This is a genomic window from Streptomyces sp. YS415 (genome assembly GCF_023544665.1).
GTDB lineage: Bacteria > Actinomycetota > Actinomycetes > Streptomycetales > Streptomycetaceae > Streptomyces.
In genome coordinates this window covers 173,509-197,790 of the sequence record NZ_JAMJFL010000006.1, presented here as the reverse complement: position 1 = coordinate 197,790, position 24,282 = coordinate 173,509, and the positions used below count along the sequence as shown (strand labels likewise).

The window sequence follows — 24,282 nt, the reverse complement described above, 5'->3', positions numbered from 1 at the left end:
AACGAACGCCGCCGCGAACTGCTACGCCGTCAACTTGCCGCCCGCGGAGTGGCCCGGAAGCCCGGAAGCGGCAACACCTCACCGCAGGCTGCCCCGGTACGGACGGAGGGCCCGGCTCCGCTGTCCTCGGCGCAGCGCCGGATGTGGCTGCTGCACCAACTGGAGCCGCACGGCACCGCATACAACATCTGCGTAGCCGTACGTCTTGCCGGCGCGTTGTCCGTATCCGGTCTGCGGCAGGCGCTGCGGACCGTCGTCCAGCGGCATCACGTCCTGCGGACCGTCTACCGGCCCGGGGAGGACGGCGGGCCGGTCCAGATCCTGATGCCGGACACCGAGCCGGTCATCGGTGAGACCGACCTGTCGGCGGTGGCGCCCGCGGACCGCGAGGCGGCGGTGGACGAGACCGCGGCCCGGCTGGCGGCACGCCCCTTCGACCTGTCGGCGGACACACCCGTACGTCTGGAGATCATCCGGCTCGCCGAGGACGAACACGTCCTCGTCCTGGTCGCCCACCACATCGCCTGGGACGACGGCAGCTGGCAGGTCCTGCTCCAGGAGGTGGCCGCCGTCTACACCGGGCGCCCCTTGCCCGAACTCCCCCTCCAGTACGTGGATTTCGCCGTACGCGAGCAGCAGCGCGCGCCCTGGACGGACGCCGACCTCGCCCACTGGCGCGAGCTGCTCGCGGACCCGCCCGCGCCACTGCCCCTGCCCACCGACTTCCCCCGCGCACCGCAGCGCGCGGAGAAGGGCGGGCGACTGGTCCGTACGCTCCCCGCACCGCTGCGCGAGCGTCTGCACGCGCTGTGCCGGACGGAGGGCGTCAGCCCCTTCATGGCTCTCCTCGCGTCGTTCAACGCCCTCCTCCACCGCGCCGCCGGCGCGCCGGACGTCCTCGTCGGATCGCCCGCCGTGCTGCGCACGGACGCAGGTGCGGAACGGCTGGTGGGCAACTTCGGCAACACCCTGGTGCTGCGTACGCGGGCCACGCCGGACATCACCTTCCGCTCCTTCCTCCAGCAGGTGCGGGAGGTCTGCCTGGGCGCGTACGCCCACCAGAGCGTGCCCTTCGACACCCTGGTCCAGGAGCTGCGCCCGGAGCGGACGGCCGGTCACCACGTCTTCTTCGACGTCATGTTCTCGCTGCGCAGCGACGTCTGGGAGGGTTTCGAGCTGCCCGGCGTACGGCCGGCCGAACGGCCCGTGCCGGGCAACTCGGCCGCGTTCGACCTGGCCGTCTCCGCCGTGCTGGACGCCGCCGGGACGCTCACCCTGGACACGACCTACCGCCGCGACCTGTACCAGGAAGAAACGGTCGGGCGTCTGCTCGGCCGCTTCGAGCGGCTGCTGACGGTGGCGCTGGACGACCCGGACACACCGCTCGGCGACCTGGACCTGCTCGGAGAGGAGGAACGGGAGCGGGTCCTGACGACGTGGGGAAGCGATCGGCGTGCCCTGGAGCCCGCCACCGTCCCGGACCTCTTCCGCACTCGGGTACGCACGGACCCCGACGCGGTCGCGCTCGTCTGGGAGACGGACTCCGGGAGCGAACACCGGCTCAGCTACGCCGAACTGGACGAGCGGTCCGACCTGCTGGCCGGCGAACTGGCCGCGCTGGGCGCCGCACCGGAGCAGGTCGTCGCCGTGGCCCTCCCCCGCTCGGGCGACTTCCTGGTGGCGGCACTCGCCGTCATGAAGGCGGGAGCCGCCTATCTCCCCGTCGACCCCGAGTACCCGGCCGACCGCATCGCCCTGATGCTCGAGGACGCCCGGCCGGGCCTGCTGGTCACCGACTCCCGGTCCGCCGGCCGGCTTCCGCACGGCGAGATCCCGGTCGTCCTCCTCGACGACGCCGCACGCCCCACCCGGGGCAGGCGAGCCCCGCTGCGTCCCTCGACGCCGGGCCATGCCGCCTACCTGATCTACACCTCCGGCTCCACCGGGCGCCCCAAGGGCGTCGTGGTCACCCACGAGGGCATACCGAGCCTGGTCTCCACCATGGCGCAGGAGCTGGGGGCGGGCCCGGGCAGCCGAGTGCTGCAGTTCGCCTCGTTCAGCTTCGACACCTCGGTGTGGGAATGGACGATGGCCCTGCTCACCGGCGCCACCCTGGTCGTCGTCCCCACCGACAAGCGGCTGGGGCCGCCGCTCGCGGAGTTCTGCGCGCGGCACGCGGTCACGCATCTGACGCTGCCTCCGGGCGTGTTGGCGACGCTGCCGCACGAGCGGTCGCTGCCCGCCGGAGCGACGCTGATCGTGGCGGGCGAGGCATGCCCGGCCGAGCTGATGCGGCGCTGGTCGGCCACCACCCGGATGTTCAACTCGTACGGTCCCACCGAGACCACGGTCGACGCCACGCTGTGGACCTGCCGTCCGGACCACACGGGCCCGGTCGTGCCGATCGGTGCCCCGGTGCACAACACGGCCGTGCGCCTGCTGGACGACCGGCTCCACCCGGTACCGGCGGGCTCGCCCGGTGAGCTGTACGTGTCCGGCGACGGGCTTGCCCGCGGCTATCTCGGCCGACCGGGGCTGACGTCGGAGCGGTTCGTCGCCGATCCGTTCGGCGCCCCCGGCTCCCGCATGTACCGCACCGGCGACCTGGCGCGCTGGACCGCGGACGGTGTCCTGGAGTACCTGGGCCGGGTCGACCACCAGGTCAAGATCCGGGGTTTCCGCATCGAGCCCGGCGAGATCGAGCAGGTGCTGCGCGATCAGCCGGGGATCGCACAGGCGGCCGTCATCGCCCGCGAGGACCAGCCGGGCGACCCGCGCCTCGTCGGCTATGCGGTGCCGGTGCAGGGAGCGCACCGGCCCGACACCGACCGGCTGCGAGCCGTCCTGGCCGACGCGTTGCCCGCACACATGGTGCCCGCCGCGATCGTGGCGCTGGAGCGGCTGCCGCTGACCAGCAACGGCAAGCTGGACCGCCGGGCTCTGCCCGCGCCCGTCTACGGACGTGCCACGGGCCGGGAACCCGCCACGGCACGCGAGGCGACGCTGTGCGCGCTGTTCGCCGCGGTCCTTGAGCTGCCGGCGGTCGGGCCGGACGACGACTTCTTCCTGCTGGGCGGCCACTCCATGCTCGCCGCGCGGCTGACCAGCCGCGTCGAGGCGGAGTTCGGCGTACGGCCCGCCCTGCGGGCAGTGTTCGACGCGCCGACTCCGGCCGCGCTGGCCCGCGTTCTGGACGACGTCGACGGCCAGGAGCCCCCGCGCCCCGCGCTCTCACCGGGAACGGCCGGTGATCCCGCGCCCCTGTCGTTCGCCCAGCAGCGACTGTGGCTGCTGCACCGGCTGGAGGAGCCGGGCCCGGCCTACAACATCCCCACCGCGCTACGCATCAGCGGTCCGCTGGACCACGCCGCTCTGGCCGCGGCCGTCGCCGACGTCGCCGTACGCCACGAGAGCGTGCGTACGGTCTTCCCGGAGCGCGACGGATCCCCGTGCCAGGTCGTCCTGGAGCCGGAGCGCGGCCCCCGGCTCGAGGTGCGCCGTACGATGCCGGAGACCGTGGACGCCGAACTGGCCGCCGCCGCGGCGCACGTGTTCGCCCTCGCAGAGGAACCCCCGCTGCGCGTCGTCCTGTTCGGGACCGGCCCCGAGGAGCACGTCCTGCTCCTCCTGCTGCACCACATCGCCGGCGACGGCCAGTCCCTCCCCGTCCTGGTCCGCGACCTCGCCGACGCCTACCGGGCGCGGCTTTCCGGACAGCGCCCCAACTGGTCGCCGCTGCCCGTCCGGTACGCCGACTTCGCCGTCTGGCAGCGACGGCTCCTCGGCGACGCCGACGACCCGCAAAGCCTGACGGCACGTCAGGCCGCCTACTGGAAGAGGGCCCTGGCAGGCGCGCCCGACGAGCTGCGGCTGCCCACCGACCGGCCCCGCCCGGCCGAGTCGTCCAACCGTGGCGGCATGGTCCGCTTCACGGTCGAGGCCGGCCTCGCCCGGCAGGTGCGGACGCTCGCCGCCTCGCTCGGCGTCACCCCGTTCATGGTGTACCAGGCCGCGGTGGCCGCTCTGCTGACCCGCCTCGGCGCCGGTGAGGACATCCCGGTCGGCACTCCCGTGGCCGGGCGCGGCGAGGAGGCGCTCGACGACCTCGTCGGCTTCTTCGTCAACACGCTCGTACTGCGCACCGACACCTCAGGTGCGCCGTCGTTCGAGACGCTGCTGCGGCGCGTGCGGGATACGGCCGTCGCGGCGTTCGAGCACCAGGACATGCCGTTCGAGCGGCTGGTGGAGATCCTCAACCCGCCGCGGTCCACCGCGCGTCACCCGCTGTTCCAGGTGATGGTGGTGCACCAGAGCGGTACGGCCACCGAGTTGCCGGTGCCGGGGCTGCGCAGCCGGCCGCACGTGGTGGCCACCGGCACAGCGACGTTCGACCTGAGCCTGACGTTCATCGAGCGGTTCGACCCGGACGGTGACGCGGACGAGGTCGGCGGCTTCGCCGAGTACAGCGCGGACCTGTTCGACCCGGGCACCGTCGAGATCCTCGCCCAGCGCCTGGTGCGGCTGCTGTCCGCCGCCGTCGCCCGGCCCGAGCTGCCGATCGGCGACCACGACATCCTGACGCGGGACGAGCGGCGCACGCTGCTGGCACCGCCCGTGGCCGCGCCCGGGACGCCGCCGCTGCACGAGACGTTCGCGCGGCAGGTCCGCAGGACGCCGGACGCGGTCGCACTGGTCCTCGGCTCCCGGTCGGGTGCCGTCGAGCGGGTCACGTACGCCGACCTCGGCGCCCGCGTGGAGCGGATCGCCCGGCTGGTGGCCGCGCACGGCGCGGCCCCGGAGCGGTTCGTGGCCCTGGTGCTGCCCCGTCACGAGACGGTCGCCGCACTGCTCGGCGTACTGCGCTCGGGCGCGGCGTTCCTGCCGCTGGACCCGAACCACCCGCAGGAGCGGCTGGCACAGACCCTGGACGACGCGCGGCCCGTGTGCCTGCTCACCACCCGTGAGCTGGCCCGGACCCTCCCCCGCCGGCCGGACGTTCCTGTGGTCCTGGTGGACGCCGAGGAGCCGACGGCGGCAGTCACCCCGGCACAGGCCAGGCCCGGCGACGCCGCGTACGTCATCTACACCTCGGGCTCCACCGGGCGCCCCAAGGGTGTGGTGGTGACCCATGCGAACCTCGCCAACCTGTACGCCGCACACACCTCGACACTGTTCCCCCCCAAGGTGCCCGAAGTCGGCGGACGACGGCTGCGGGTGGGGCACATCGCCTCGTTCGCCTTCGACGCCTCGCTCGACCCGGTGCTGCTCATGGTGGGCGGACACGAGCTGCACGTCCTGGACGAGTCGACCTACCCGGACGCCGAGGCGGTGGCCGCCTACGTCGCCCAGGAGCGGATCGACTACCTGGACCTGACCCCGGCCCACCTCCAGCAGCTCATCGAGCACGGCCTGCTCGACGAGGGCAGGCACCGGCCCGCCATGCTGGGGCCCGGTGCGGACGCCATGCCGGACGCGCTGTGGCGGGAGCTGGGCGCGCACCCGGCGACGACGGCGTACAACTTCTACGGTCCCACGGAGTGCACCGTGGACTCCGTCGTCGCCCGTGTCACCGGTGAGGGGCCGCCTCGTATCGGACGGCCGATCAGGGGCGCCGCCGCGTACGTGCTGGACAACCGGCTGCGGCCCGTGCCGCCGGGCGTCACGGGTGAGCTGTATCTCGCGGGCGCCGGTCTGGCCCGTGGCTACCTGGGCCGGCCCGCGCTGACCGCCGAGCGGTTCACCGCCGACCCGTACGGTCCGCCGGGGTCCCGGATGTACCGCACGGGCGACCTGGCGCGCTGGACCGCGGACGGCGAGCTGGAGTGCCTGGGCCGGGCCGACCACCAGGTGAAGATCCGCGGTTTCCGCATCGAGCCGGGCGAGATCGAGGCCGTCCTCGGACGGCACGAGAGCGTCGCGGAGGTCGCGGTGATCGCCCGCGACGACCTGCCGGGGTCGCGCCGCCTGGTCGCGTACGTGGTGCCCGCCCCGGGCCGCACGGCCGACCCCGAGGTGTGGCGCGCCCACGCGACGGCCCTGCTGCCCGAGCACATGGTGCCCTCGCTCTGGGTGCCCATGGAGCGGCTTCCGCAGTCGGCCAACCGCAAGGTGGACCGTGCCGCGCTGCCGGTGCCGGAACTGCCCGAACAGGGCGGTGGACGCGCACCCGTCACCGAGGCGGAGCAGCTGTTCTGCGAGCTGTTCGCCGCTCTGCTCGGCCAGGAGACGGTGGACGCCGACGGCAACTTCTTCGAGCTGGGCGGGGACAGCATCATCTCCCTCCAGCTGGTGAGCCGCGCCCGCGCCGCGGGCTGGCAGCTCGGCCCCCGTGACGTCTTCCGGCACCAGACGCCAGCCGCCCTGGCCGCCGTCGCCCGGCCGGAGAAAGCCTCGGCAGGCCGTACGTCCGACGACGGTGTGGGCCGGGTGCCGGAGACGCCGATCATGGCGTGGCTGCGGGAGCTCGCCGTGTCGGCAGGATCGACGGGACCGGCCGCGAGCTCCGCCCCCGTCGACCGCTACAGCCAGGGCATGACCCTCGCCACCCCGGCGGGGCTGACGTACGAACGGCTCACCGCCGTCCTTCAGGCGGTGCTCGACCGGCATCCGGCGCTGCGGGCCCGCCTGGTGCGCACGGCCGACGGCACCTGGGAGCTGGACGCCCCGGCGCCCGGTCCGGTACGGGCTGGGGACCTGCTGCGGCGCGCCGAGGCGGACCCCGCGGCCGAGGCCGCGTCTGCCCGGGACCGGCTGCGACCCAAGTCCGGCGTCATGGTGCAGGCGGTGTGGTGGGAGGCAGAGCACCGGCTCGTCCTCGTCATCCACCACCTGGTGGTCGACGGAGTGTCCTGGCGCGTGCTGTGCGCGGACCTCGACGCCGCGTGGCGCGGTGAACAGGCCCCGCCCACCGGCACGTCGCTGCGCGCCTGGAGCGAGCTGCTGCACGCGTACGCCCGCCGTGCGGAGACCGTCCGGCAGGCCGACGACTGGGCCCGAGCCCTCGGCCGCGGAACTCCCCTGGCGTCCCGCCCCCTGGACCCGGCCCGGGACACCGCCGCGACCTCGCGCAGGCACACCGTCTCCGTGGACTCCGAGGAGACCGAGGCTCTGCTGACCCGGGTGCCGGCGGCGTTCCACGCGAACGTCGAGGACGTCCTGCTGTCCGCGCTGGCCCTGGCGGTCGCCGACCACCGGTGCCGGTCGGGAGTGGCGCACGCCGGTGTGAGCGTGCAGTTGGAGGGCCACGGCCGCGAGGAGGCGATCGCCGAGGGAGTCGACCTGGCCCAGACCGTCGGGTGGTTCACCACCGTCCACCCGGTGCGGCTGGATCCCGGGCCCGTCGACCTCGCCGAGGCCCGTGCGGGCGGTCCGGCGGCGGGCCTGGCGTTGAAGGCGGTCAAGGAGCAGGTACGGGCCGTGGGCGACGGCGGTCTCGGGTTCGGGGCACTGCGCCACCTCAACCCGGAGACCGCGCGGCGGCTGGCCGGGCTGCCCGTGCCGGAGATCTGCTTCAACTATCTGGGGCGGTTCGGCTCCGGCGACACGGAGGCCCCGTGGCAGCCGGTCGCCGGTGACGAGGGCCTCTTCCACGGCGTCGACCCGGCGCTGCCGCTGGCGCACGCCCTGGAGATCGACGTCCATGTGGCCCCGGCGCCCGGAGGGCCCCGGCTGAGCGCCACCTGGTCGTACGCGGGCGAGGCCCTGAGCGCCGACCTCGTACGGTCGCTCGCCGACGGCTGGCTGGCGTACCTCGCGGCCCTGGTGGAGCACACGGACAGGCCCGACGCGGGGGGCTGGACTCCTTCCGACCTCTCCCTGATCTCCCTCTCCCAGGACGAGATCGACGACTTCGAAGCCGACTGGAGGCTTTCGTGACCGGCCGCACTGGCGCCCGCTCCAAGCTGGCGGACATCCTCCCGCTGACGCCGCTCCAAGAGGGCCTGCTGTTCCGGACGGAGCTCGACGGGAACGGCCACGACGTGTACGCGGGCCATCTGGCGCTGACGCTGCGCGGGCCCGTCGACGAGCCGCGGCTGCGAGCCGCCGCCCAGGCCCTGCTGGACCGCCAGCCGGGCCTGCGGGCCGCGTTCCGCCGCAACCGGCAGGGGAAGGCCGCCGCGCTCATCCCTTCGCGGGTGGACGTGCCGTGGCACTTCACAGACCTGTCCGGGCTGCCCGACGACGAGCGGGAGCGGGAGACCGAGCGGCTCACCGTCCTGGACGAGGAGCGCGGGTTCGACCTGGGGCAGCCGCCCCTGATCCGATTCGCGCTGCTGCGGCTGGCCCCCGAGCTGCACCGGCTGGTCCTGACCAACCACCACATCGTCCTCGACGGCTGGTCGCAGCCGCTGCTGGTGCAGGAGCTGTTCGCCCACTACACGGGGGGCCGACCGGCGCCCGCCACCTCCCCTCGCGTGTACCTCGACTGGCTCGCCGCGCAGGACCGGGGCGCCGCCGAGGCCGCGTGGCGGACGACGCTGGCGGACCTGGACGGCCCGACGCTGGTCGCGCCCGGCGCGTCGGAGTCGGTGACCGAGCCACCGCGCAAGGTCGTCGTCGAGCTCGACCCCACGCTGACCTCGTCGGTGACCTCCGCCGCCCGGGCCCGCGGGCTGACCCTGGGCACCGTCGTCCAGGGCGCCTGGGCGCTCACCCTGGCGCGGTCCCTCAATCGCGGCGACGTCGTCTTCGGGACCATGGTGTCCGGTCGGCCGGCCGACCTGCCGGGCGTCGAATCCATGGTGGGCGTCTTCGTCAACACCGTTCCGGTACGGGTCACCCTGCCCGAGGCGGGGCCGTTCGCCGATGCCCTGGCCCGGCTTCAGGAGGAGCAGTCCGCACTGGTCCCGCACCAGCACCTAGGCCTGGCGGAGGTGCAGCGGCTGGCCGGCGAGCGGGAACTGTTCGACACCCTCGCCGTGGTGGAGAACTACCCGTTCGATCCCGAGTCGTTGACCGAACTCGCGCCGGGACTGCGACTGGAGAACGCCGGCGGCGACGAGGGCGTGCACTACCCGCTTGCTCTGACCGTGCTGCCCGGCACGCGCCTGCGTCTGGAACTGGGCTACCGGCCCGACGCGCTGGACGAGGACGAGGTGCGGTCCGTCGCCGACCGGCTGCACCGCGCCTTCGAGTCGTTCGCCACCACACCGGACGAACCGCTGGGCCGCCTCGACCTGCTGGGCGAGGCCGAGACCCGGCTGCTGACCGCGCCCGGCACCGCCCATCCCGTCCCGGACACCACCCTCACGGCGCTCATCGCCGAGCAGGTGGCCCGCACTCCCGACGCCACCGCCGTCGTCTTCGAGGGCGACCGGCTGAGCTACGCCGAGCTGGACGCGCGGGCCGAGCGGGTCGCCGGCTGGCTGACCCGGCAGGGCGCGGGCCCGGGCGCGGTCGTCGCTGTCGCGCTGGCCCGCTCCCCCGACCTGGTCGTGGCTCTGGCCGCCGTGCTGCGTGCCGGCGCCGCCTACCTGCCCCTGGACCCCGGCTATCCGGCGGACCGCATCGCGTTCATGCTGGCCGACGCGCGTCCGGTCGCCGTCCTGACGGACACCGCGACGCGGAGCCTGCTGCCCGACGCCGCCACGGTGCTCACCTTGGACGACCCGGAGACCCTTCCGCCCGCCGATGGCACCCCGCCGACCGCCGTCCGTCCGGCCGATCCGGCCTACGTCATCTACACCTCCGGCTCTACGGGCCGCCCCAAGGGCGTCGTCGTGCCGCACTCGGCGATCGTCAACCGGCTCCTGTGGACGCAGGCCGAGTACGGCCTCACCACCGCCGACCGGGTGCTCCAGAAGACGCCGTCCAGCTTCGACGTGTCCGTGTGGGAATTCTTCTGGCCGCTGATCACCGGCGCGACGCTGGTGGTGGCCCGCCCGCAGGGCCATCTGGACCCGCAGTACCTGGCGCGGCTCATCCGGGAGCAGTCCGTCACCACGGCGCACTTCGTCCCGTCGATGCTGCGCGCCTTCCTCGCCGAGCCGGAGGCGGCACGGTGCACGGGCCTCACCCGAGTGCTGTGCAGTGGTGAGGCGCTCAGCCCCGACCTCGTGCGCGGCTTCCACAGCCTCTTCGGGGGCGCGGTGGAGCTGCACAATCTGTACGGGCCCACCGAGGCCGCCGTGGACGTCACCGCCTGGCCGTGCCCGGCCGACGGCGGCGGCCGCGACGGCGTGCCGATCGGCCGCCCGGTGTGGAACACCTCGGCATACGTCCTCGACGCGGCCCTGCGCCCGGTCCCGGCCGGCGTGCCAGGGGAGCTGTACCTGGCGGGCCCTCAGCTGGCGCACGGCTACCTGGGCCGCTCCGCGCTCACCGCCGAACGGTTCGTCGCCGACCCGTACGGCCTTCCCGGCACCCGGATGTACCGCACGGGCGACCTGGCCCGGCGCGGAGCGGACGGTGTGATCGAGTACCTGGGCCGGACCGACGACCAGGTGAAGATACGCGGCTTCCGCATCGAACCCGGTGAGATCGAGGGCGTACTCGCCGCACACTCCGACGTCCGGCAGGCCGCCGTGGTGGCCCGCCGCGACCTCGCCACCGACGGCGACCCGATGCTGGTCGCCTACACGACCGGCGCGGCCGATCCCGTAGAGCTGCGCCGCCATCTCGCGGCGGCGCTGCCAGAACATATGGTTCCGTCCGCGTTCGTCGCACTCGACGCGCTTCCCCTGACACCCAGCGGCAAGCTCGACCGCCGGTCCCTGCCCGCGCCCGACCTCGGTCCGGCCGCGGCGGGCCGACGACCCCGCAACCCGTCCGAGGAGATCCTCTGCGACCTGTTCGCGGAGATCCTCTCGGTGCCCGAGGTCGGCATCGACGACGACTTCTTCGCCCTGGGCGGGCACTCGCTGCTCGCGACACGGCTCGCCAGCCGCGTCCGCTCCACCATGGGAGTGGAACTGCCGCTGCGGACGGTCTTCGACGCACCCACGGTCGCCGCCCTCGCGCAGCGCCTGGGCGCGCGCAGCACCCGGCCGCCGTTGCGCGCCGGGCAGCGCCCGGATCCGCTGCCGCTGTCGTTCGCACAGCAGCGCATGTGGTTCCTGTACCGGCTGGAGGGGCCGAACCCGGCGTACAACATGGCGTTCGCGGCGCGGCTCACCGGTGCCCTCGACGCCGACGCGATGCAGGCCGCGCTCGGCGATCTGACAGACCGCCACGAGGCGCTGCGCACGGTGCTGCCCGACGACGCGGGCACGCCCCGGCAGGTCATCCTCGACGCCGAGTCGGCACGGCCGGAGCTTCCGGTCACGCCGGTCACCGAGGCGGAGCTGCCCGGCCAACTCGCCGACGCTGCCTCACACCCGTTCCGCATCGACGAGGAAGCGCCGTTCGCGGCCGAGCTGTTCGCCCTAGGCCCTGACGAGCATGTCCTGGTCCTGGTGCTGCACCACATCGCCGCCGACGGCTGGTCCGCACTGCCGCTGCTGCGGGACCTGGCGGAGGCGTACACCACGCGCAGCCGGAGTCAGCGCCCCTCCTTCGCCCCGCTTCCGGTGGGCTACGCGGACCACGCGGTGTGGCAGCGCGCGCTGCTCGGTGACGAGTCCGACCCGGACGGGCTGCTGCACCGCCAGGCGGAGTTCTGGCGCAAGACGCTGGACGGGCTGCCGGAAGAGCTCCCCTTGCCCACGGACCGGCCACGGCCCGCCGCACCCAGCCTGCGCGGCGCGACCGTCGACCTCACCGTGCCCGCCACCCTGCACCAGGCCGTACGGGCGCTGGCCCGTCGCTGCGACGCCAGCGTGTTCATGGTGCTGCACGCGGCGCTCGGTACCCTCCTCACCCGGCTGGGAGCCGGTTCGGACATCCCCATCGGAACGCCCATCGCGGGCCGCAGCGACGACGCCGTCGACGACGTCGTGGGCTTCTTCGCCAACACACTGGTGCTGCGCACCGACACCTCCGGCGATCCCGGCTTCCGGGAGCTGGTGGCCCGGGTGCGCGAGACGGACCTGGCCGCGTACGCGCACCAGGACATCCCCTTCGAGCGGTTGGTGGAGCTCCTCAATCCGGCGCGGTCCATGGCTCGGCACCCGCTGTTCCAGGTGATGCTGAGCCACCAGGCGAGGCCGCCGATGGACCTGGCACTCGGCGAGGTCGAGGTCCGGCAGGAACCGGTGGACATGGGAACGGCCAAGTTCGACCTGGCCTTCGAGATCACGGAGGAACACGGCCGGGACGGGATGCGGCTGGGCGTGGAGTACAGCACGGACCTGTTCGACCACGAGACCGTGGCGAACATGGCGACCCGCTTCCTGCGCGTGCTCCAGGCCGTCACCGACAACCCCGACCGTCCGCTCGGCAGCCTGGAGCTGCTCTCCGCCGACGAGCGCCGCCAGGTGCTCGTCGACTGGAAGGGCGACCTGGTCGAGGCGCCGGTGGCGACGCTGACGGAGCTGTTCGCCCGTCAGGTGGAGCGCACGCCGGACGCCACGGCGCTGGTGTGCGGTGACATCGCGTACACGTTCGCGGAGTTGGAGCGGCGCACGGGGCGTCTGGCTCGCCAGCTGGTAGACCGGGGCGTCGGGCCGGAAGGGATGGTGGCCCTCCTGCTGCCCCGGCGGGCCGACACCGTGGTCGCGCTCATGGCGGTCATGCGGGCGGGCGGCGCCTACGTCCCCATCGACCCGGGTTACCCGGCCGGGCGCATCGAGCACATCCTGCGGGACTCCGCGCCCAGGCTGCTGATCACCACCGGGGCGCTCGCGGATCTGGCCAGAGACGGCGGACCGGAGACCCTCATCCTGGACGCGCCGGAAACCCAAGCGATGATCTCCGACGAGAGCACCGCTGCGGAGGCGGGCGTGCTGCCGCACCCGCTGCCGCAGCACCCGGCGTACGTCATCTACACCTCCGGTTCCACGGGCCTGCCCAAGGGCGTCGTCGTGGAGCACCGCAGCATCGCCAACCTCTTCCACAGCCACCGCGAGCTGCTGTACCGGCCGACGGTCGCGGCCGCGGGCGGGCGGAGTCTGCGGGTGGCGCACGGCTGGTCGTTCGCCTTCGACGCGGCGTGGCAGCCGCAACTGTGGATGCTGGACGGCCACGCGCTGCACATCGTCACCGAGGACACGCTGCGCGACCCGGACCAGCTGGTGTCGTTCATCGAGGAGCGCCGGATCGACTTCATCGAGGTCACGCCCTCGCACGCGATGCAGCTCGCGGGCGCCGGGCTGATCAAGGACGGCCGCTGTCCGCTGCTCGCGCTCGGCGTGGGCGGCGAGGCCGTGCCGTCCCCGCTCTGGCGGGACATGCGCGAGCTGGAGGGCACGGCCGGGTTCAACCTGTACGGGCCGACCGAGTGCACGGTCGACGCGCTGGCAGCGAGCGTCGCGCACAGCGAACGCCCGCTGGTGGGACGGCCCACCGCGAACACCACCGCCTACGTCCTGGACGCCCGGCTCCAGCCCGCACCGGCCGGTGTCATCGGTGAGCTGTACCTGGCAGGGGCCGGTCTGGCCCGCGGCTACCTGGACCGGCGCTCGCTGACCGCCGAGCGTTTCGTGGCGGACCCGTTCGGCCCGCCCGGCACGCGCATGTACCGCACCGGTGACCTGGTGCGCTGGATGCCGGACGGCACCATCGACTACCTCGGCCGCACCGACGACCAGGTGAAGATACGCGGCTTCCGGATCGAACTCGGCGAGATCACGGCGGCTCTGGCGGCCGGTCCGTCCGTGCTTCAGGCGGCGGTCGACGTACGGGAGGACGGCCCGCGCGGCAAGCACATCGTCGCGTACGTCGTCCCGGTGGCAGGCGCGGAGTTCGACCCGTCAGCGCTGCGTGCGCAGTTGACCCGGATGCTGCCGGACTACATGGTGCCGTCGGTGTTCGTGGAGCTGGACGCGCTGCCGCTGACCGACCACGGCAAGCTCGACCGGCGCGCGCTGCCCGCGCCACAGGCGGTGGAGTCGCGGACCGGCCGCGGGCCGCGCGACCTCACCGAGGCCCTGGTCTGCGAGATCTTCGCCGAGGTGCTGGACCTGCCCGAGGTCGGCATCGACGACGACTTCTTCGACCTCGGCGGCCACTCCATGCTGCTGGTACGGCTGCGGGACCGGCTGCAGCGGGCCACCGGACGGCAGCTGGCGGTGGCGGACCTCTTCCGCCATCCGACGGCGAGCGCGCTCGCGGGCCAGCTGCGGTCCGCCGGGGGCACCGACCAAGGGCTCGACGTGCTGTTCACGCTGCGGTCCTCGGGCACGCGGGTTCCGCTGTGGTGCCCGGCGCCCGCGACGGGACTCGGCTGGCGGTACGCGGCTCTGCGGGCGCACGTTCCGGAGGACGTGCCCATCCACGCGCTCCAGGCCCCGAACCTGGCCGGCGGACGGGCCGTGGAGTCCCTGGATCAGCTGGTGGACGCTCACTTGGCGGAGCTGACCCGAGTTCAACCGCACGGACCGTACCGGCTGTTGGGCTGGTCGCTGGGCGGTGTCATCGCCCACGCCCTGGCATGCCGTCTCCAGGAACGCGGGCAGCGCGTGGACCTGCTGGGCCTGCTCGACGCGTACCCGGGGGCGGGCGGGGACGCGGAGGCGGAGTCGGCCGACATGGAAGCGGCGGTCGACGGGCTGGGCCTGGAGGAGACGACCGTGACGGCGATGCGGGCCAACTACGCAGCAGCAGCCGGCCTGTTGTCGGCCCACTCCCCCGCCCGTTACCGGGGCACGCTGTTCCACTTCCGCGCGTCCGACGCCCCGCGGCCCGCCGAGGACTGGACGGCGTACACGGACGGCCAGGTCGTCGTGCACACCGTCGCGGACGACCACGACGGTCTGCTGGACCCGTCGGCGCTGCGGAGGATCGCGACAGTGCTGTCCGAGCACACCGAGGGATGGCGTTAGCCGGGCGCACGGACGGCGCCGCCCTCCACACCGGAAACGGTGTGGAGGGCGGCGCCGTTGTCCGTGCAGCCGCGCGTGCTCAGCCGAGCACCGCGTCGATCTCCCGGCCGCGGTCGGCGCGCAGTGCCTGGGCGGTACGGCGCAGCAGGAGGGAGTCGGCGATCTCGCCGGAGCGGATGGCCAGGGTCGACAACAGCGAGGACGTGACACCGTGGGTGTGCTCGGTGCCGCCTTGGAGGTAGACGCCGACGTCCACGTGGTCGCTCATCAGCACGCGGTGGTCGCGGTCCACCCTCACTCTGCCCTTGGCGTCGGTGAGGCAGTCCGCGGCGAGGTCACCGAGGAGGTCGCGCGGGTCGACCGGACGGTATCCGGTGGCCATGATCACGGCGTCGCAGTCCAGGGTCTCCTGCTGGCCCGCGGTCAGCGAGCGGACCAGGACGCGGGCGCCGTCGGGCAGGGCCTCGACGCCGCCGAGCTCGGTCGTGTTGAGGAACCGCAGCCGTTCTCGGCCGCTGACCTTCTCCTGGTAGTGCGTGCGGTACAGCTGCGTGATGAGGTCCCCGTCCACCACGGAGTAGTTGGTGTTGCGGTGATAGCCGTCGAGGTCCTGCTTGACGTGCTCCGGCGCGGTGAAGAAGTCGTCGACCGCGGAGGGGTCGAAGATGCGGTTGGCGAAGGGGCTGTCATCGGCGGGGCTGTAGCCGTACCGGCTGAAGACCGCGTTGACCTCCGCGTCCGGGAAGGTCCGGTGCAGGTAGTCGACGGCTTCGGCGGCGGACTGTCCCGCGCCCACCACGACGAACCGGCGGTGCCGCAGCTCCTTCAACTGCGGTGCCCGGAAGAGCAGGTCGCGGGTGTGCCAGACATGCTCGCCCGAGGTCACCCCATCCGGGAGGCGGGGCTTGAGACCGGTACCGACGACGACGTTGAGAGCCCTGAGCACCTCGCGGTCGGCCGGGTCGATGAGGCTCTCCGAGACGACGTCGACCGCCTCGACGCGGTCTCCGTTGCGCACCGGGCGGATCTCGACGACCCGCCGCCCGTACTCGACGCTGTCGCCGAACTCGGCGGCGCACCATTCGAAGTAGTCGTGGAACTCGATCCGGGTGGGGAAGAACGTCTTCTGGTTGATGAAGTCGGCGAGACGTCCGCGGTCCTGAAGGTACATCAGGAAGGAGAAGCGGCTGCTGGGGTCGCGCATGGTGACCAGGTCCTTGAGGAAGGAGACCTGCATGGTCGCCCCCTCCAGAAGCATGCCCCGGTGCCAGCCGAAACGCTCCTGCTGCTCCACGAAGCGTGCCTGCAGCGCTCGTTCGGGGTCGCGGCGATTGTGGTCGGCGACGGCGATGGCGAGAGCCAGATTCGACGGGCCGAAACCTATGCCGACCAGATCCCGGGCGGCGCCGCCCTCGGCCCGGCCGCTGTCCTCGCGACGTCCCGACATGCTGGTCCTCCATCGAATCGTACGACTGAGCGGCCACGCACCGCAGGGCCACAAATCAGAGACTGGCTACTAAGGTTAGGCGTGCCTAAATTCCACCAGACTGCACGGGATGTCAAGTCCGCCCATACCTCGAGCGAATCCGGTGCACGTCTTCCACCTGGCCTCGACCGAACGCGGAACTGTCCCCGGACGGACGGTGGTTCGGGTGGCAGTAGAGGCTGCGAGACAAGGCGAGTTGAAGCTTGCAGACGCAAGGTGTCCGTGCCGAGCAGGATGGCGGACGAGCCGGCCCTTCCCCGGCGACGAGCCCCGCCTCACCTCGACACGCGACGGAATCCGGCCAATGACCTCGCCCGCCTGCCGAGGTGAGGGCCCCGGCGTCGATGAACACGGGGATGAGCGAAATCCTGGCCGCGGCCGTCCTGCAGGACCGATCTTCGTCGGGGTCAAGGCAACCGGCCCGGCTGGGCCCTGGTCCAGCGGCTACTGGCCGAGTTCTCTTACCAAAGGAGTGCGACGCGGGCCTGTGCGGCAAGTTTCGACCAGGCCGGCGCGTGAGGACAGCTGCGAAGGCGTCCGCGGTCAAGAAGGCAACTGTTGCACCGCTGCGGCGGGGCCTGCCAGGTGGGATGAGGGCGGGCGAGCGTTCACCCGTGGTCGCGAGGTGTGAGTGAGACACGTACGTCTCCCACAACGACAGACCAAAGGCGGCCTTCATGGACCGCGGTGTGTCCCTCGGAGAGAAGCCGCTTGCGAGCCTCCGCGGCCTCGTGGAGCAACATGCGGTCTTGGGCGACGTTCAGTCCGGCCCGCTCCCGGATGCGGTCGATCGAGACGTCCAGGGCGCGGACAGCTCCCTCGGTGTCCAGGACTTCCTCGCCGGCCGCAGCGATACCCGATACTTCCCACTCCATCCACAGGCCCATACGAGCAGCCTAGGAGCCTTCAGCCGCCTGAGCCTCCGGCAGGCCGGAGTCCTTCCCTGCTGTGGTCATAGCAAGGCAGAAGTCAGGAGCGGTGGCGTCTCAGTGAGTCCTTGACGCCCTCGGCGCGGCGGCGGATGCTCGTTGCCTTCTCGCGGATCCTGGCCTTCACCTCGTCCGTTCTGCCCTCGGCCTCAAGGCGCTCGTGCCCGGTGGCTTTTCCGACGATCACTTTGCACCTCGCCTTGGCCTTCTCCAGGGCGCCATACCTTCTCATGATGGTCCCTTCGCCGGATCGGGGTATCAGGGTCCACGCTAGGTTTGAGCGCGCCACCGTGCCTGTCGACGCCCTTCGGGGCGGAGCGGTGATCGCACACGAGTGCACACTGTTCGGCCGACCAGGACCGGCCGCGGCACCTCGTGCGCCCCTCGGTGGTGCCCGCGGGCGCGGGTGCTCCGCCCAGCAGTGGCTAAGGGCGCCCGGTGTCGCGATGATGGCAGGAGGGCCGAGACTCCGCCATGGCGGCGGCGCCGTCGGTCTCATGCGGGATGCGACCGCCGACAGGATCAGGCCGGTGCCGCACTTGCGCGAGGACCCCGCACGCCATCGGCTGGCGCAGAGGGCGGAGGAGGCGTTGTGGACGGCTACCCCCCGATCGCGGACCACGGCATCATCGGTGATCTGCAGACAGCGGCGCTGATCGCCGCGGACGGCTCCCTCGACTGGTGGTGCACCCCCCGGTTCGACTCCCCCAGCTTGTTCGCTTCCCTGCTGGACAGTGACCGCGGTGGTTCCTGCCGCCTCGCCGCCGACGTCGGCGGCGAGGCCACCGTCCGCCAGCTCTACCTGCCTGACACCGCCATCCTCATCACCCGCTACATGACGCCCGACGGCGTCGGCGAGGTCGTCGACTTCATGCCCCCCGACCCGTCGACGACACCGTCGGCCCGCCACCGGCTGATTCGGGTCGCTCGGGTCGTGCGCGGCAGCATGCCGTTCGAGCTGGTCTGCCGGCCCCGCTTCGACTACGGCCGCGCACCGCACGACCTCACGCGCCTCGACGACGGATCCATGCTGTTCCGGGGGCCCGACACGGATCTGCACCTGCAGGTCACCCCGCCGGTCACCCTGCACCCGGACGGCACCGACGTCTCCGCCCGCTTCACGCTCCAAGCCGGGGAACGGGCCGCCGTCGTCCTCACCAGCGAAACCGGCGGTCCAGGCGTCCTCAGCGGCCGGCCTGGCGGTGGCACGCCCGCCCTTGACGCCATCGCCGCCGACTTCGGCGCGTGCAGCGCGTTCTGGCTGAACTGGCTGCGCGCCTCCCGCTACCGCGGCCGCTGGCACGAGATGGTCACCCGCTCCGCGATCACCCTGAAGCTGCTGACGTACGCCCCCACCGGGGCCCCGATCGCCGCTGCCACCATGGGCCTGCCCGAGCAGATCGGCGGGGAGCGGAACTGGGACTACCGCTACACCTGGGTGCGTGACGCCTCGCTGTCGGTGCGGGCGCTGACCGGTCTCGGCTTCACCACCGAGGCCAACGCTTTCCGTCGGTGGCTGCGGGAGCGCCTGGCCGCCGGCGGCACCGCCTCGGGCGAGCCGCTGCAGATCATGTACCGCGTCGACGGCGAGCCGCACCTCGACGAGGAGGTGTTGCACCACCTGGAGGGTTACCGGCGGTCCGCGCCTGTGCGGGCCGGCAACGCCGCCTCCGACCAGATCCAGCTCGACATCTACGGCGAAGCCGCCTATGCCCTTGCCCAGGCCGAGAACATCGGGGGCATCCGGGGCTGGCGCGCGTTCACCGACGTCATCGACTGGCTGGCCGAGCACTGGGACCGCCCGGACGAAGGCATCTGGGAGACCCGCGGCGGCCGCCAGAACTTCACCTACAGCCGCCTGATGACCTGGGTCGCCTTCGACCGCGCCGTCCAACTGGCCACCGCCCACTCCCGCCCCGGCGACCTGGCCCGTTGGCAGGGCGCACGTGACAGCGTGTTCCGCCAGATCACGGACCGAGGCTGGAGCGAGAACCGCCGCGCCTTCGTCCAGCACTACGACACCGAGGTCCTCGACGCGTCCCTGCTCCTCATGCCGAAGGTCGGTTTCCTCGCCCCCACCGACCCCGACTGGCTGTCCACACTCGACGCCATGGACACCGAGCTCGTCAGCGACAGCCTCGTGTACCGCTACGACCCCGCCGCCTCCCCCGACGGCCTGCGCGGCTCGGAGGGCACCTTCAACCTGTGCAGCTTCCTGTACGTAGAGGCACTCGCCCGGGCCGGACGCCTCAGGCAGGCCCGCTACGCCTTCTCCAAGATGCTCACCTACGCCAACCACGTCGGCCTGTTCGCCGAAGAGATCGGACCCTCCGGCGAGCAGCTCGGCAACTTCCCGCAGGCCTTCACCCACCTGGCCCTGATCGACGCCGCCCTGGCCCTGGACGAGGAACTCGACCGCGCCGAGGGCCGGACAGGCTGACCGCAGGTCGCATGCTCCGAGGGAGCTCAGGTCCGTCAGCGGACCGTGCCCAGCGGGTCACCGCTCCGGCGCTGTCGCGTGGCGCGTCTGCTGGATCAGGATGCTGGTGGCGCGTTCCAGAAGTTCGCAGAGTGCAGCGTGCTCGGCGGGCGTGAACGCTTCGGTGAGCGCGCGCTCGAGGATGACCACCTCCTGGTAGGCGCGGTCCAGGAGTGCCTGGCCCGCGTCGGTGAGGGTGGCGATCTGCACCTTGGCATGCACGGGGGACGTCTCGCGGCGGATCAGTTTCTTGGTCTCCATGTTGGCCAGCACGCTGCTCATGCTCTGCTGGGTGACGCCGCAGGCCCGAGCCACTTGGGCACCGGACATGCCCCCTTCACGCGAGAGGACCAGCAGCACGGTGTACTGCGTCATGGTCAGTCCGTAGGTACGCAGTACCGCCTCATGGTGCGCCATCAACGCCTGCTCCGACCGCCTGATCCGGGTGCAGAGGTCGTTCTCGATCGGGGCTTTCACCGCGCACTCCCCTTCCATTGACAGGCTCATGCATTGACTCAGGAACCTTATACATCTACCGTGCTCGACTGTAAGGATACTGAGTCAACACAGAGGGCTGTAACCATGAAGGCTGCCATTCTCGACACCGACGACCACTTCCGAATCGCCGAACTCAGCGAGCCCACCCCCGGCCCCGGGCAAGTGGCGATCCGCGTGGCCTATGCCGGGATCCAGTGGGGCGACACCATGGTCCGGGACGGCCACTTCCCCGTGCCGCGCCCCTTTGTCCCTGGGTTCGAGGCGTCCGGGCGCATCGTCGCGGTCGGCGCGGATGTCGACGCACGGCGTGTTGGTGAGGCCGTCACCGCGCTGACCACCTCAGGCGCCTACGCCGAAGTGGCCCTGGCACCAGCCACACTCACGTTCGACATCGGCAGCATGCCACTGAGGGCGGCCGCAGGTCTTGGGTGGGGCGCTCCGACGGCCTACGACCTGATCAACACGGCCGCGCGCGTGCGGCCCGGGGAAAGCGTGCTGATCCACGCCGCCGCCGGTTCAGTCGGCACGCTCGCTGCCCAGTTCGCCCGACTGGCCGGAGCAGGCCGGATCGTCGGCGTGGTCGGAACTGCTGACCGGGCCGACTACGCCGCCCAGTTCGGGTACGACCAGCTCCTGCTCCGCGAGGAGTTCCCTGCCCAACTCGGTGACGAGAAGCTCGACGTCATCCTCGACCCGGTCGGCGGCTCGACCCGAACCGCCGGCCTCGAGCAGCTCGCAGCACACGGCCGACTGGTGGCATACGGCAATCTCGCCACCTACGAAACCGTCCTCGCCAGCGCCAACGACCTTCTCATGCACGGCAAGTCACTCCTGACCTACAACAGCAACCTGCTCAGCCAGACCCACCCCGAACGACTTGCCGACAGCGCCCGCCGCGCACTCGACCTCGTCGCCGACGGCAAAGTCCGCATGGACATCACCACCGAGTACGCCCTCGGGGACCTGGCCGCGGCCGTGCAGCACCTCGCCGAGGGCACAACCCACGGCAAGAGCATCCTCCGCATCGCCTGACAACGCGCAGAAGGCCGCGAAGCGGCTCTCGCAGTGCTGGGCCGCCGCCCTGCCCGATGCGGGGCCTGCCGTGCCCCAAGCAGCCACACCAGTGGCCTCAACTCCAATGGCTCCGCGCGGGGTTGACCATCTAGTTCTTGCGTGCGGTTACCAGGGCAAAGGAGAGAAACTCTCCGCCGTCTGCGGTGAGCATGTCGATGACCGGCTGGTTGACGCTCCGGCCGTCCGGCTGATGCTCGGCACACGCCTGGGTCCACAGCAGCCAGTCCTGCCAGGCACCTTGTTGGAGCCGCGCGGACGTGACCTCCACCAGCTCAGTGATCGCCCACTGGAAGCGCCACCACTCCGCCGTGTGCCAGGCGATCGCTTCCCAACCCACCACGTCCTTGATGTGGGGCGGGATGGCCCCGAGTTCACGGACCTCCCTTGTCATGGCGGGCGTCGCCATGGCCAGTTGTCCACCAGGGCGGAGAAACCGGACCAGGTAGGGCAGGTAATTGTCTGCCGTACCGAAGTACTCGAACGCGTCTACGCTCACGATGGCGTCGAAGCTCTCCTCCTCGAACGGCAAGGCGTGCGCCTCCGCTCGCACAGCCTCCACCTGATCGCCGACCTCTGCGTCGGCGAAGACGGCTGCCGCATCCTCAGGGGCGATCCACAAGTCGGCCGCGACGACCCGGGCGCCATACTCGCGGGCCAGGAACACCGACGTGGCGCCCTTGCCCGAACCGAGGTCGAGAATCCGCATCCCCGGGCGCAGGTCAAGGTCCTCGGCGAGGTCCTCCAGCATCCACAATGGGTTCGGCCCCATAGCGAGGTTGATCAACCAGTCAGGGTCATATCGGGAGGAGCGCGGATAGCGGTCCGGACGTACGAGATCATTCAAGGCAGTCACGAGCACGAACCCAAGCCGATCAGCGCTCGATGCACAACCCGGTTTCGCCTCGCTGCTTCCATCTCCGCCCATGCGCAGGCGCGAGAGTTCGGCGACTCGGAACATGGCACTGTCGCCCTTGCTGCCCTTGCCGCGACGCACAAGACCTGGACGTCGGCGTGGTCGTCGAACGCCTCCAGCGACGACGGGCGAGGCAGGCGGCCGGCGCGATGCGGCTATGCGGCGGGTTTCTTCAGAACCTCGATCAAGCTGGTTGCGCTGTCCTCGGCATGGCCGGCTGCTGTGCCTCGCCGGAAAATGTCCCGGACCGCCGTCGGTAGCGCGGTATCGACCCCTGCGTCCCTGGCAGCCTGCAGGACATGGTCCACGCTCGCCACACCCATAGCCAGCCTTTCAATGTCGCCCGGGTACTCACCCGCGTCGATCCGCTGCGTATAGAAGCTCAGGAAGTCCGGCATTCCAGATAATACGGATGATGCGGACGGCAGGATCTGCTCGGCCGAGACGCCGTGGGCATCCGCCAGGGCGAGGGCGTGCAGCCAGCCGAGCACCGTCGTCCAGAACAGGTCCATCCCGACCTGGTAGTACAACGCCGCCAGCCCCGGGTCCTCGCCGCGGTAGTCCGTGCCGGTGAGCACCTCAAGGGCTTCCCGGTGCGCGTCGAATACCTCCTTGGGCCCGCTGTAGAAAGCGGAGGACTCTGGCTGCCCGATGCCCGGGGGTGAAGCCTGCACACCTCCCGTGAGGTACCGGGCACCGTGTCCTGAGGCCCACCGCGCAGCATTGCGAGCACTCTCGGGCGTGTCCGAGCTGAGATTGACGAGGACCCGGCCGGACAGCGCGTCGGTGGCCGAATCGAGGACGGCATGCATCGCGTGGTGGTCCGTCAGGCTGAGGATCACCAGTTCGCTCGCGGCGAGCGCGTCGTGGACCGTGGCGGCCCGATGGGCTCCCGCGCCCACCAGATCGCTCTCCTTGCCTGCGGTCCGGTTCCAGACGGTGACCCGGTAGCCCTTGCTGAGGAACGCGCTTGCCATCGCACGTCCCATGGGACCGAGCCCAATGACCGTCACATCGTTTTTGCTCATGACACCCCTCACCATCACATCAAAGACCTGCGCCAATACCGTGAAGCCGGTGTTCGCCACAACCTGCCGCGAGCGGCATTACGCTTTCCGTGCCGGCTTCCTGAGTACCTCGGTCAGGGCCGAGATGCTGTGGTCTCCGTGACCCGCCGCAGCCGCTCGCTCCACCAAGTCGTACAGTGGAGCGAGCCAGGCCACGTCGACGTTCGTCTCCTTGGCCAGTTCCATGTCATAGGCCGCGCCCGTGAGGAAGAGGTTCACGGAGGAGGCGGCATCGGTGTAATCGCCTCTGTCGATTTCTGTGGCGTAGACCGGCAGCAGAGACTTGATCATGTCCAGCCACTTCCCGGCGAACCGCACCATGCTGCTCGCTTCCAACCCGCGAGCCTGAACGGCCGCGGCCCCCTGGAAGAAGCCGACGAGCGCGGGCAGCAGCATGGCACCCACGGCCATCTCGTACAGGGCGGCAAGGTCGGTCTCATCTCCCAGATGGACGGTGTCGCCGCCCAGCACCTTCAGCGTCGTCTCGTACTCGTCGAACACGGTCTTGTCTCCGCTGTAGTACAACAGCGTGTCCGGCGCTCCCACAGCCTCCGGCACGTTCTTGACCGCTCCGGCCAGATACCGGGCTCCGCAACCGGTCGCCCAGGCAGCCATGGCGCGGGCGCCGGCGGGCGAACCACTGTTCAACGTGACAAGGGCACGCCCGGACAGCGACGCCGCAGCGGGCTCCAGGACGGAGCGAGTGTCTTCGAAGGTGCTCAGGCAGGTGATGATCAGCGGGCTCGCCTCGACCGCGGCCTCCACCACCTGGGCATGAACGGCACCCTTGGCCACCAACGGTGCGGCCTTGGCCGGCGTGCGGTTCCACACCGATGTCGGGTGTCCCGCGTCGGTGAACGCTCCGGCCAAGGCCCGGCCCATCGATCCCAGCCCGACGACGGTCACGGGTACGGGGGCATCCCTGGTCATACGTAACTCCAGTCAGCGGTCGAATGGTTGAGCAGCCACGCAATCGCC

At 71.6% G+C, this 24,282-nt stretch carries 11 protein-coding genes; 4 read left to right on the top strand and 7 right to left on the bottom strand.

Annotated features, from left to right (window positions below; all coding sequences use genetic code 11):
- Positions 1-48 precede the first annotated feature (48 nt).
- Complete coding sequence (locus M8H82_RS10235) at positions 49-7,875, top strand: non-ribosomal peptide synthetase (protein ID WP_250072363.1); 7,827 nt, start codon at positions 49-51, stop codon at positions 7,873-7,875.
- Positions 7,872-14,858 (top strand): non-ribosomal peptide synthetase, encoded by a 6,987-nt coding sequence (locus M8H82_RS10230; RefSeq protein WP_250072361.1) that lies wholly within the window; start codon positions 7,872-7,874, stop codon positions 14,856-14,858. The genes M8H82_RS10235 and M8H82_RS10230 overlap by 4 nt, the downstream gene beginning before the upstream one ends.
- A 79-nt stretch (positions 14,859-14,937) precedes the next feature.
- On the opposite strand, the gene M8H82_RS10225 is transcribed toward M8H82_RS10230, so the two are convergent.
- The 3 genes from M8H82_RS10225 to M8H82_RS10215 all read right to left on the bottom strand — a co-directional run bounded on the left by M8H82_RS10225 (position 14,938) and on the right by M8H82_RS10215 (position 17,505).
- Positions 14,938-16,305, bottom strand: coding sequence for a lysine N(6)-hydroxylase/L-ornithine N(5)-oxygenase family protein (locus tag M8H82_RS10225; RefSeq protein ID WP_250072358.1), 1,368 nt, complete (start codon positions 16,303-16,305; stop codon positions 14,938-14,940).
- A gap of 647 nt (positions 16,306-16,952) precedes the next feature.
- The gene (locus M8H82_RS10220; RefSeq protein WP_250072357.1) at positions 16,953-17,231 is read right to left on the bottom strand and encodes a hypothetical protein; all 279 of its coding nucleotides are present in this window, start codon (positions 17,229-17,231) and stop codon (positions 16,953-16,955) included.
- A gap of 82 nt (positions 17,232-17,313) precedes the next feature.
- Positions 17,314-17,505, bottom strand: a complete 192-nt coding sequence (locus tag M8H82_RS10215) for a CsbD family protein (protein ID WP_250072350.1) — start codon at positions 17,503-17,505, stop codon at positions 17,314-17,316.
- A 360-nt stretch (positions 17,506-17,865) separates the two neighbouring features.
- Between M8H82_RS10215 and M8H82_RS10210 the strand changes: the two genes are divergently transcribed.
- Positions 17,866-19,713, top strand: coding sequence for a glycoside hydrolase family 15 protein (locus M8H82_RS10210; protein ID WP_250072349.1), 1,848 nt, complete (start codon positions 17,866-17,868; stop codon positions 19,711-19,713).
- Between the two features lie 57 nt (positions 19,714-19,770).
- On the opposite strand, the gene M8H82_RS10205 is transcribed toward M8H82_RS10210, so the two are convergent.
- Positions 19,771-20,229 (bottom strand): MarR family transcriptional regulator, encoded by a 459-nt coding sequence (locus M8H82_RS10205; RefSeq protein WP_250072348.1) that lies wholly within the window; start codon positions 20,227-20,229, stop codon positions 19,771-19,773.
- 105 nt (positions 20,230-20,334) lie between these two features.
- On the opposite strand from M8H82_RS10205, the gene M8H82_RS10200 reads away from it, so the two are divergent.
- Positions 20,335-21,282, top strand: a complete 948-nt coding sequence (locus M8H82_RS10200) for a zinc-binding alcohol dehydrogenase family protein (protein WP_250072347.1) — start codon at positions 20,335-20,337, stop codon at positions 21,280-21,282.
- Between the two features lie 130 nt (positions 21,283-21,412).
- Here the strand turns inward: M8H82_RS10200 and M8H82_RS10195 are convergent, their stop codons facing one another.
- The 3 genes from M8H82_RS10195 to M8H82_RS10185 all read right to left on the bottom strand — a co-directional run bounded on the left by M8H82_RS10195 (position 21,413) and on the right by M8H82_RS10185 (position 24,234).
- Positions 21,413-22,282 (bottom strand): cyclopropane-fatty-acyl-phospholipid synthase family protein, encoded by an 870-nt coding sequence (locus M8H82_RS10195; protein ID WP_250072346.1) that lies wholly within the window; start codon positions 22,280-22,282, stop codon positions 21,413-21,415.
- Positions 22,283-22,392: 110 nt separating this feature from the next.
- Complete coding sequence (locus tag M8H82_RS10190; RefSeq protein ID WP_374211646.1) at positions 22,393-23,280, bottom strand: NAD(P)-dependent oxidoreductase; 888 nt, start codon at positions 23,278-23,280, stop codon at positions 22,393-22,395.
- A 63-nt stretch (positions 23,281-23,343) separates the two neighbouring features.
- Positions 23,344-24,234 carry an NAD(P)-dependent oxidoreductase gene (locus M8H82_RS10185; RefSeq protein WP_250072345.1) on the bottom strand — a complete coding sequence of 297 codons (891 nt, stop codon included), beginning with the start codon at positions 24,232-24,234 and terminating at the stop codon, positions 23,344-23,346.
- Between the last annotated feature and the right edge of the window lie 48 nt (positions 24,235-24,282).